This is a genomic window from Litoreibacter sp. (genome assembly GCF_058136045.1).
This window is the reverse complement of record NZ_JBYVDD010000011.1, coordinates 63585-72923: the sequence shown is the minus strand read 5'-3', so window position 1 is coordinate 72923 and position 9339 is coordinate 63585. Positions and strand designations below refer to the sequence as shown.

Genomic DNA, 9339 nt, shown 5'->3' with positions numbered 1-9339 from the left:
TACAAATCTAGGGCCACCTCAGTTCATGTGTAGCGCGCTTTCAGCCCATTCGTCCAACCATTCCACAGTCCGCATTTCGAAAGCGTCAAGAACCTCGCAACTTGTTGCGCATTGAAGGCCTCATAGGGCCCGAGAAGAGGGGTTGAGCTGCTGAACGCATGAGCAGTCATATAGTTCCGCATGTATTCGCAAGCGTTTATGGCATCTGGGAGTGATAACTCTACATCTCTGACCTCTCCCCCATCGCTATGAACCGCTAGAGTGTCCCGAATTGGGTGCACCTCAACTTCGCTACTTTCGCCTCTAATGACCCAATCAGTTGTTTTGTCTGGGTCTACCCCAGCAGCAACGAGCCGTGCATTCAGTTCCTCAAGCACAACCGGATTCCAGACAAACTTATTTTTGTCTAACCATCTTGGATTTTTACTACTCGACCTCACGTCCAAACCAAGTTCTTGAATCGCAGAATACGCGAGATTGATTGCAATCGAAGTCCCAACATGTGACGAGAAATCAGGGCTGTGCTTCTGAAAAACTTGCCGATGTCTGGGATGCATCGAATGCGGCGAAACGCTCTCTGTCATAATGCTTTGTGCTAACTTGTGGATCGCATAAATTAGACGACTGTCTGACCATGCCTTCGCAGCGACCGCCACCGCGACAGGAAGTGTTTCTCGAAAGGTGAACTTTTCGAAAAAACCGGCTGTACGGAATACCAGCTCAAATATTTCTTCGCGTTCAATTGGGTCGTCAGGAATTTCAAATCCGTGCCCATTTGGGCTAAACTGACCTGGAAGCCCTTCCAAGATCAAACTTGCTGCGCGTATGAGCTCTATGATGTTGTCGGCTTCATCCTGCCCAGCTTCAAAGATAAGCACTTGCCCATACTCTTCTTCACGAAGAGGACCATATGTGGGCAAAACTGACGCCTGAGAAATTTCACTCATTCCTGTCGTATAAAACCTGTATCTCGTTGAAGGGTCGATTATACCGTGAACAGACCAACCCGCTTCAGCGCAGACTGATCGAACAAGTTCAAATTCGCCCTGCCAAAAACAAGAAAACTGCAGAATGAAGTCATCCACGCACCTCGATAATTGATTTGGGTTAAAGTTAGAGGGCTAGCCTGTTCAGTGCAATTAAACATCGTCTGCTTTGTAGCATCAGGTCCAAAAAAGCTTGTGAGGCCTCAATTTCGGCTTTGGGTCGTTAACTTCATTATGTATTTTCCCGACTTCCCGATCTCGTCAACAACACATCAAGCGATGTTCTACTAAAACGGAAATTGACTTAGCATAGTGCCGCACATCTTCCCATTTGAACGACAACATCTGGACAGCATGAAAACTCACTCTCTATAAGTTACTGATAAGTAGCTAGCTTTCTGGCAATCCGTCCAAAACTTCATCGGGCAACGGAAAGGCGGGCCGAGGCTTTTTGTGCGGCGCTGTTCATCACGACAGCCTATTCCATCAGCTATATACATACATAAGGTGCGATTGTTGATCTTGTTCACGATCAAGTTCAACACGCCCTTCACGACGATAGAATTCCCGCGCGCGCGTATTCAGCTTATACACCCAAATGGTGATCCGGCCTTGGCCCATTTTGGCGGCATCCAGCAGTGTTTTTTCAGCTTAAATCCAAGGGGCTAATGTAGTGCAAAACCGCCCCGTCGACAAGAGCCAGACACAAGGCACCTAAGTCAATCTTGGCACAATCGTAAGCGTAATCTTAAGCGTAAGCCCTCGACGCCTATTGTCGCGAAACTTACATTTATCATGTTGTAGCTGCTTCAATGATCTGGTTAAAAGCGACCAGTTGTCGTGCAATAGCGACGTAACTCAAAAAGTGCGACATGGTTATTGCCCCGACATTCCCCCACAGATGCAGACCGGTTGGCGCGGTTCAGACGCCTGCGCGACCCATAAAACCCGAAAGATAGACCCTTGGAACTCAGTGCCGTTAAAAGCTCATACGCGCGGTGGGCGCCGATCTATGACAAAACCTTTGGGGCCATAACCCGCGCAGGACGGCGGGCGGCGGTTGATTTCATCAATGCGCAGGGTGGCGAAAACACCTTAGAGGTCGGCGTCGGAACCGGGCTTGCCCTTCCACATTACCGATCTGATTTGCATGTCACGGGCATTGATTTTAGCGAAGAAATGCTAGGCAAAGCACGGGCCAGAGTTGACGATCTGGGGCTTCACCACGTTCGCGACCTTAAACAGATGGACGCGCGCCACCTCGATTTCCCCGATGCCCATTTCGACACGGTAGCTGCGATGCACATCATCTCTGTGGTTCCAGAGCCTGATCGCGTCATGGCGGAGATGGCGCGGGTTTGCAAATCCGGCGGTAAGATCGTGATTACAAACCACTTCGCCCGCCAAACCGGCCTGCTGGCCCGCGCGGAACGGTTTTCTGCCCCATTCGCCAATCTTTTAGGCTGGCACTCTGATTTTGAAATCACCGCCGTACTTGGTCAATCAAACCTTACGGTCGTCGAGCAACGGCCCCTTCCGCCGATGGGAATGATGACATTTCTAGTGCTCCAGAAGGTCCAAAACTAAGGGGGCAGGCCCGCCCTCATTGGGGGTGCGTCACGCCGCGCCTCCCGCTGTGCCCAGCATGATCGAGACCTCGGGCAGCCCATCAATGCCGGCCACCAACCTGTCACCCGCGCTGACCGCCGAGACACCCGCAGGCGTGCCGGTCATGATCAAATCACCCGGTGCCAGCGCGACCAAGCCGGACAAATGCGCCACGCAATCGGCCACGGGCCAGATCATCTGGGACAGATCGCCAGCTTGACGCGGCGCGTCATTGACCGTGAGCCAAATGCGCCCCGAGGCCAGCCCTCCCGCCTGCGCTAGCGGCACCAAAGCCCCCATCGGCGCGGATTGATCGAACCCTTTGGCCATGTCCCACGGGCGGCCTGCTTTCTTGGCAACCGCCTGCATATCGCGCCGCGTCAGGTCAATGCCGACCCCTGCCCCCCAAATGTGGTGCAGCGCATCTTTTGGGGCGATATCCGCGCCGCCCTTACCAATGGCCAGCACCAATTCCACCTCGTGATGCACATCAGATGTGGCGCGCGGATAGGGAATTTCAGCCCCGCTTTCGACCACCGCATCGGCAGGTTTGGTGAAGTAGAACGGCGGGTCACGCTCGTCATTGCCCATCTCGCGAATATGCTCGGCGTAATTGCGGCCCACGCAGAAAATACGCCGCACCGGGAAGCGCGCAGAGCTGCCGTGAACGGCAACGGATGCCTGTGGTGCTGGATCAATGACATAGCGCATAGGGAGCCTTTCAAGCAGTCAGTTGGCGCGCAGCCTACCCCCGTCCGGTTTGATTGGACAGCACCCAATGCACTGGGTTAGCCTCGTGCGCATGAGATATATTCTATTGTGCATTACATTCATCATCGGGGTATCCGGCCCTGTTCTATCCGACACCATCCGGCTGGGCCAAGACCGCCAATTGCGGGCCGCCGCGCAGCAGGTTTTAACTGGATTGCAAAGCCGCAGTTTTCGCACCGGGCGCGAATTTTGCGGCCTTTTGGGGCGCAATAAAGCGGGCGCGATTGTCGCCAGCCGCCCGCGCAAGGGGCGACCCGACAGTTGCTTGCCGCATAGGTTTCGCGGGCGGGGCATTGTGGCGTTGGCCTCTTACCACACCCATGGGGCCTATGATCACGAGGCCGACAGCGAAGTGCCCTCGTATGAGGATTTATATGCGGATCGCGAGGAAAACCTGATCGGGTTCATTGCCACACCGGGAGGGCGGTTTTGGGTAAACCTGCCCAAAAAGGGAATAACGCAACAGTTGTGTGGGGTCCGGTGCCTGCCGCAAGACCGCCATTTTCACCCGAACGACTGGGGCCTGATCCGCAACAAATACACCCTGCGCCAGCTCAAGCAACGGCAGCAATTGTATTAAACACAAGTTGCGAATTGCTCGCAACTTGCTTGACTTGTTGCAAGTGACTCGCATAAAAGGGCGGCAGCCCCCTTCCCCTACCAATGGACCCATGCCCATGCGCCTGACCTTTCCCGCCCTTTTTGCGTTATTCCTGAGCGTCTTACCGGTCAGCGCCGCCGATAAATTCAAAGCTGTCACCACTTTTACTGTGATTGCCGACATGGCATCGCGGGTTGCAGGTGATGTGGCCATTGTTGAAAGTATCACCAAGCCGGGTGCCGAAATTCACAACTATGAGCCAACGCCACGCGATATTTTGCGCGCTCAAAAGGCCGATCTGGTGTTGTGGAACGGGTTAAATCTGGAAATATGGTTCAAACAGTTCTTCCGTAACCTGCGCAATGTGCCCTCCGCCGTGATCTCGGACGGGGTGGAGCCGATGAGCATTTATAAGGGGCCCTATACGGGCAAGCCCAATCCGCATGCGTGGATGTCGACCAGTGCGGCGCTGATCTATGTCGACAATATCGCAGCGGCTTTCATGACCCATGACCCCGACAATGCCGCTATCTACCGCGCCAATGCCGACACCTATAAGGCTGAAATCACCGCCGCCCTTGGCCCGTTGCAGGCCCGTATCGACGCCCTGCCCGAGACGAAACGCTGGCTGGTGACGTCTGAGGGTGCGTTCTCGTATTTGGCGCGTGATTTGGGGCTCAAAGAGCTATTCTTGTGGCCCATTAACGCCGATGCGCAAGGCACGCCTAGCCAAGTGCGCGCGGTAATTGACACCATCCGCGAGCACAATATCGGCGTGGTTTTCTCCGAAAGCACCGTCTCTGCCGCCCCTGCAAAACAGGTCGCGCGAGAGACCGGGGCCGCCTATGGTGGCGTGCTTTATGTGGACAGCCTAAGCGCCGCTGACGGCCCGGTGCCGACATATCTGGACCTGCTGCGCGTCACGGTCGAAACCATCACGGAAGGTCTAGAGAAGTGAATTTTGGCTCCATCCCTGTTGATGCTTCTGGCCTTTGCGCTGAAGGCATAACCGTCACTTACCGCAATGGCCACACCGCCCTGCGCGATGCGTCTTTCTCTCTGCCAAAAGGCACGATTGCCGCCCTTGTTGGGGTCAACGGTTCAGGAAAGTCTACTCTTTTCAAGGCGATAATGGGGTTCGTGCCGGCATCCTCTGGCACGATCTCGATCCTTGGTGGCACCGTGCGCGACGCGTTGCGCGCCAACACGGTGGCCTATGTTCCGCAAGCCGAAGAGGTCGATTGGTCCTTTCCGGTGCTGGTAGAAGACGTGGTGATGATGGGGCGCTACGGCCATATGGGGTTCTTCCGCATCCCGCGCCCCGACGACCACAAAGCGGTCGAGCACGCGCTAGAGCGCGTCAACATGCTGGAGTTCCGCCACCGCCAAATCGGCGAGTTATCTGGCGGCCAGAAAAAGCGCGTATTCTTGGCGCGTGCACTAGCGCAAGACAGCCGCGTTGTGTTGCTGGACGAGCCGTTCACCGGCGTCGATGTGAAGACCGAGGAAGCGATCATCGCCCTGCTGCGCGAAATGCGTGACGAGGGCCGCGTGATGCTGGTCTCGACGCATAATCTTGGCTCGGTGCCCGAGTTTTGCGACCGCACGATCTTGATCAAAGGCACCGTGTTGGCGCATGGTCCAACGGCCGAAATTTTCACACGTAAAAACCTTGAAAAGACCTTTGGCGGTGTGCTGCGCCACTTCGTTATGGAGGGCGCAGATCTGCATGATGATGAAGATGATAAGCGCCGCCTGACAGTTATTTCCGACGATGAGCGGCCCTTTGTTATCTACGACCACGATGATGATGACGACGAAAAAGCGAGCGAGGCATGAGTACGCTTTGGGAGCCCTTCACCTATGGCTACATGGTTAACGCCATGTGGGTATCGGCGCTGGTCGGGGCGGTTTGCGCCTTTCTATCGGCGTATCTGATGCTGAAAGGCTGGTCGCTGATTGGCGACGCGTTAAGCCATTCTATCGTGCCGGGCGTCGCGGCGGCCTATATGTTGGGGCTGCCATTTGCCTTGGGCGCGTTCTTTGCCGGCGGTTTGGCTGGCGGGGCGATGTTGTTTCTAAATCAGCGCACCGGATTGAAGGAAGACGCCATTATCGGGCTGATCTTTACCTCGTTCTTTGGGCTGGGCTTGTTCATGATCTCGCTATCGCCAGCGTCCGTTAATATCCAGACCATTATTATGGGCAATATCTTGGCCATCTCGCCTGCTGATACACTGCAATTGGCGATCATTGGCGGCGTGTCTTTGGTGGTGTTGTTGGCCAAGTGGCGCGATTTGATGGTGACGTTTTTCGACGAGAACCACGCGCGCTCTATCGGGTTACGCCCTGAATTGTTGAAGGTGATTTTCTTCACGCTGCTATCGGCCTCAACCGTGGCGGCGTTGCAAACCGTGGGCGCATTTCTAGTCATCGCGATGGTCGTCACGCCCGGCGCCACGGCCTATTTATTGACCGACCGTTTCCCGCGTTTGCTGATGATTGCGGTCGCTATCGGGTCAATATCGTCATTCGTTGGGGCCTATATTAGCTACTTCTTAGATGGGGCAACGGGCGGTGTGATTGTGTGCTTGCAAACCGTGCTATTCTTATTGGCGTTTGTGTTTGCACCCAAGCATGGCATCTTGGCGGCGCGTGCGCGCGCACGGGAGGCTTTGTGATGGAGTGGCTTGCACAATGCGAGGCAGAATGGTGCCTGCCATTCGTTTTTCCCTTCATGACCAACGCGATGTTAATCTCGGTCATGTTGGCGGTCCCTGCTGGGTTTTTATCGTGCTTTCTAGTCCTTAAAGGCTGGTCTTTGATGGGCGATGCAATTTCGCACGCGGTGCTGCCGGGGATCGTTTTGGCCTATGTCATGGGCATCCCACTAGCCATTGGGGCCTTTGCGGCGGGCATGGTTTGCGCGGGGCTGACAGGGTTTATTGACGAGAATTCTCGCGTGAAGCGCGACACCGTGATGGGCGTCGTGTTCTCGGGCATGTTTGGCCTTGGCATCGTGATGTACACCAAGATCGAGAGCGACGTGCACCTTGATCACATCTTGTTTGGCAACATGCTGGGCGTAGGGCCGGCCGATATGTGGACCACGGGCGTAATTGCATTTTTCGTCACCGGATTGCTGGCGCTTTTCTGGCGCGATTTGTTGCTGCATGCCTTTGACGAGCAACAAGCGCGCGCCCAAGGCCTGCCGGTGCGTGCGCTGCATTTCGGGCTGCTGGCGGTGATCTCGCTGACCGTGGTGGCGGCGTTGCAAGCGGTTGGCATCATCCTTGCCATCGCGTTTTTGGTGGCGCCGGGGGCGATTGCATTCCTGCTGACCAAGCGGTTTGGCATGATGTTGTGGCTGTCGATGGGCATCGCGGTGGCGTGCTCGTTCTTTGGCGTCTACCTAAGCTTCTTCCTAGACAGCGCCCCTGCCCCAACCATCGTTTTACTGATGACAGCGACGTTTATCGCGGCGTTTATTCGGGCCTCGGTTTTGGCGCGGCGGGTCACTTCCTGAATGTGAAACGGTCATAGGTGAGGCCATATCTGCCAAGGCGCGCTCCATGCGTGATGCGCAATTATGGGCGACCACTTGGAATCCATAATTGAATTTTCATTGCATCACTGAGAGCGCCGATTATAATCCTGAGTTCATCGCTTTGAGGGTAGAATGGAAAGAGAATACACAGATGATATTGTCGAACACGCCTTTTACGGGATCGACGAGAACATCCCCGCTGACCGGACGACTGTCGTAAATTTGAGAGACTTAATAAAGATTCATGCAACTCTTGCAGAATTAATATCGTTTTTCCATCAACCGCTCCACATGCAAACGATTGAAGATGTTGAAAAATACTTGGGCACATTCGAAACCAACGGCGCTTACAAACTTATGCTGTTGGCCCGATGCGACATAATGAGACGCATGCTCCCGAACGACATGGACGCACTGTTTGATGAAAGTGTCTTCGATGCACCAAGCAGTCCCCATTATTTTAAGGAATAGAAACCTAAGCAAATTATTTTTAGGAGCACTGTTAATCTAACAACACGGCCCATCCTGACGTTCGACACTAAGAAGCCCCATCACGGGCGTTTTGGAACCAGTTGCGAATGGCTAGGCGCTCCTCCAGCTCAATATAGGTCAGGTTGGCGGGCGGCATGGCGTGGCTGGCACCTGCTTGCAGGTATATTTGCTTGGCATGATTTGCGATATCTGCGGTGGTTTCCAGATGCACGTTTTTAGGGGCCCACAGCATACCATCCCAAACCGGCTCGCGTGAATGACACATAGAACAGCGGCCTAGCACGATGTCTTGCACATCCTCAAACCCGTCGGCCTGCGCGAATTGCGTCGCGACGGGGCCCATGGCTTGATCCCCATCTGCCACCGTGGGCTGGCCTGCCGTGGACAGCCACATGATGATAATCAGCAACACAACAGACGCGCCGATCGTCCAGCGTGGCTCAGCCTTTTTCATGTGCATGGTGTTGAAGTAATGGCGAATAGTGACGCCCATCAAGAAGACCAGCGAGGCGATGATCCAGTTATATTCCGTCGCAAAAGCCAGCGGGTAGTGATTGGACAGCATCAAGAAAATAACCGGCAGCGTCAGGTAGTTATTATGGGTCGAGCGCAGCTTAGCGATCTTGCCGTATTTGGCATCCGGTACGCGGCCAGCCTTCAAATCCGCCACCACAATGCGCTGATTTGGCATGATCACATGCGCCACATTGGCGGTCATGATCGTTGCGGTGAACGCGCCCAGATGCAGCATTGCAGCACGGCCTGTGAACACTTCTGTATAGCCCCACGCCATAACCGTTAGCAGCACAAAGAGTAGCAACATCAAGATAGTAGGGTGTTCTCCTAAGGGAGATTTACACAGGTAATCATAAATAACCCAGCCCACCAGTAGCGACGCGGCAGAGATCGCGATTGCCTGCCATTGCGACAGATCCATCACATTGGCGTCGATCAAGAACAACTCGGAGCCAGCCCAGTAGACGACCCCCATCATGGCCACACCGGAAATCCACGTCATGTAGCTTTCCCATTTGAACCAAATTAGGTGCTCGGGCATCGCTTCGGGGGCAATCAGGTATTTTTGGATATGGTAGAAGCCGCCGCCATGGACTTGCCATTCCTCGCCATCAGCGGGGCCCTCAATGTTTCGGTTCAGGCCCAAATCCAGTGCGATGAAGTAAAAAGAGCTGCCAATCCAAGCCATTGCAGTGATCACATGTGTCCACCGCACGGCAAAAGCCAGCCAGTCCCACATGATTGCCAGATCGTACATATTTGCTCTCCTGATGTTTTGTTTATCACAGCACAGTTGCACAGCTACATGAAATAGAGAA

10 protein-coding genes are annotated in these 9339 nt (G+C 54.5%); 7 read left to right on the top strand and 3 right to left on the bottom strand.

Annotated elements, in window-relative coordinates:
* Positions 1 to 23: 23 nt before the first annotated feature.
* Positions 24 to 1085 carry a hypothetical protein gene (locus AC3Y7R_RS15460; RefSeq protein WP_490042963.1) on the bottom strand — a complete coding sequence of 354 codons (1062 nt, stop codon included), beginning with the start codon at positions 1083 to 1085 and terminating at the stop codon, positions 24 to 26.
* A gap of 864 nt (positions 1086 to 1949) precedes the next feature.
* Here AC3Y7R_RS15460 and AC3Y7R_RS15455 point away from each other — a divergent pair.
* Positions 1950 to 2573 (top strand): class I SAM-dependent methyltransferase, encoded by a 624-nt coding sequence (locus AC3Y7R_RS15455; RefSeq protein ID WP_490042962.1) that lies wholly within the window; start codon positions 1950 to 1952, stop codon positions 2571 to 2573.
* Between the two features lie 30 nt (positions 2574 to 2603).
* On the opposite strand, the gene AC3Y7R_RS15450 is transcribed toward AC3Y7R_RS15455, so the two are convergent.
* Positions 2604 to 3305 carry a fumarylacetoacetate hydrolase family protein gene (locus AC3Y7R_RS15450; RefSeq protein ID WP_490042961.1) on the bottom strand — a complete coding sequence of 234 codons (702 nt, stop codon included), beginning with the start codon at positions 3303 to 3305 and terminating at the stop codon, positions 2604 to 2606.
* Between the two features lie 91 nt (positions 3306 to 3396).
* On the opposite strand from AC3Y7R_RS15450, the gene AC3Y7R_RS15445 reads away from it, so the two are divergent.
* From AC3Y7R_RS15445 to AC3Y7R_RS15420, 6 genes are all read left to right on the top strand, one after another.
* Positions 3397 to 3945, top strand: a complete 549-nt coding sequence (locus tag AC3Y7R_RS15445; protein WP_490042960.1) for a DUF4329 domain-containing protein — start codon at positions 3397 to 3399, stop codon at positions 3943 to 3945.
* Positions 3946 to 4042: 97 nt separating this feature from the next.
* The gene (locus AC3Y7R_RS15440) at positions 4043 to 4924 is read left to right on the top strand and encodes a metal ABC transporter substrate-binding protein (RefSeq protein WP_490042959.1); all 882 of its coding nucleotides are present in this window, start codon (positions 4043 to 4045) and stop codon (positions 4922 to 4924) included.
* Positions 4921 to 5805, top strand: coding sequence for a manganese/iron ABC transporter ATP-binding protein (locus AC3Y7R_RS15435; RefSeq protein WP_490042958.1), 885 nt, complete (start codon positions 4921 to 4923; stop codon positions 5803 to 5805). Before AC3Y7R_RS15440 ends, AC3Y7R_RS15435 begins: the two co-directional genes overlap by 4 nt.
* On the top strand, positions 5802 to 6647 hold the full coding sequence (locus AC3Y7R_RS15430) for a metal ABC transporter permease (protein ID WP_490042957.1): 846 nt from the start codon (positions 5802 to 5804) through the stop codon (positions 6645 to 6647). Before AC3Y7R_RS15435 ends, AC3Y7R_RS15430 begins: the two co-directional genes overlap by 4 nt.
* The gene (locus tag AC3Y7R_RS15425; RefSeq protein WP_490042956.1) at positions 6647 to 7492 is read left to right on the top strand and encodes a metal ABC transporter permease; all 846 of its coding nucleotides are present in this window, start codon (positions 6647 to 6649) and stop codon (positions 7490 to 7492) included. The genes AC3Y7R_RS15430 and AC3Y7R_RS15425 overlap by 1 nt, the downstream gene beginning before the upstream one ends.
* A 153-nt stretch (positions 7493 to 7645) precedes the next feature.
* Positions 7646 to 7984, top strand: coding sequence for a hypothetical protein (locus AC3Y7R_RS15420; protein WP_490042955.1), 339 nt, complete (start codon positions 7646 to 7648; stop codon positions 7982 to 7984).
* A 67-nt stretch (positions 7985 to 8051) separates the two neighbouring features.
* On the opposite strand, the gene AC3Y7R_RS15415 is transcribed toward AC3Y7R_RS15420, so the two are convergent.
* Positions 8052 to 9278: a urate hydroxylase PuuD gene (locus tag AC3Y7R_RS15415; RefSeq protein ID WP_490042954.1), complete on the bottom strand. Its 1227-nt coding sequence runs from the start codon at positions 9276 to 9278 to the stop codon at positions 8052 to 8054.
* Positions 9279 to 9339: the final 61 nt, after the last annotated feature.

Excerpts from the sequence above, each read along its gene's own strand:
- AC3Y7R_RS15430 (WP_490042957.1), top strand. The coding sequence starts at position 5,802 with ATGAGTACGCTTTGGGAGCCCTTCACCTATGGCTACATGGTTAACGCC.
- AC3Y7R_RS15425 (WP_490042956.1), top strand. The coding sequence starts at position 6,647 with ATGGAGTGGCTTGCACAATGCGAGGCAGAATGGTGCCTGCCATTCGTT.
- AC3Y7R_RS15420 (WP_490042955.1), top strand. The coding sequence starts at position 7,646 with ATGGAAAGAGAATACACAGATGATATTGTCGAACACGCCTTTTACGGG.
- AC3Y7R_RS15440 (WP_490042959.1), top strand. The coding sequence starts at position 4,043 with ATGCGCCTGACCTTTCCCGCCCTTTTTGCGTTATTCCTGAGCGTCTTA.
- AC3Y7R_RS15450 (WP_490042961.1), bottom strand. The coding sequence starts at position 3,305 with ATGCGCTATGTCATTGATCCAGCACCACAGGCATCCGTTGCCGTTCAC.
- AC3Y7R_RS15415 (WP_490042954.1), bottom strand. The coding sequence starts at position 9,278 with ATGTACGATCTGGCAATCATGTGGGACTGGCTGGCTTTTGCCGTGCGG.
- AC3Y7R_RS15445 (WP_490042960.1), top strand. The coding sequence starts at position 3,397 with ATGAGATATATTCTATTGTGCATTACATTCATCATCGGGGTATCCGGC.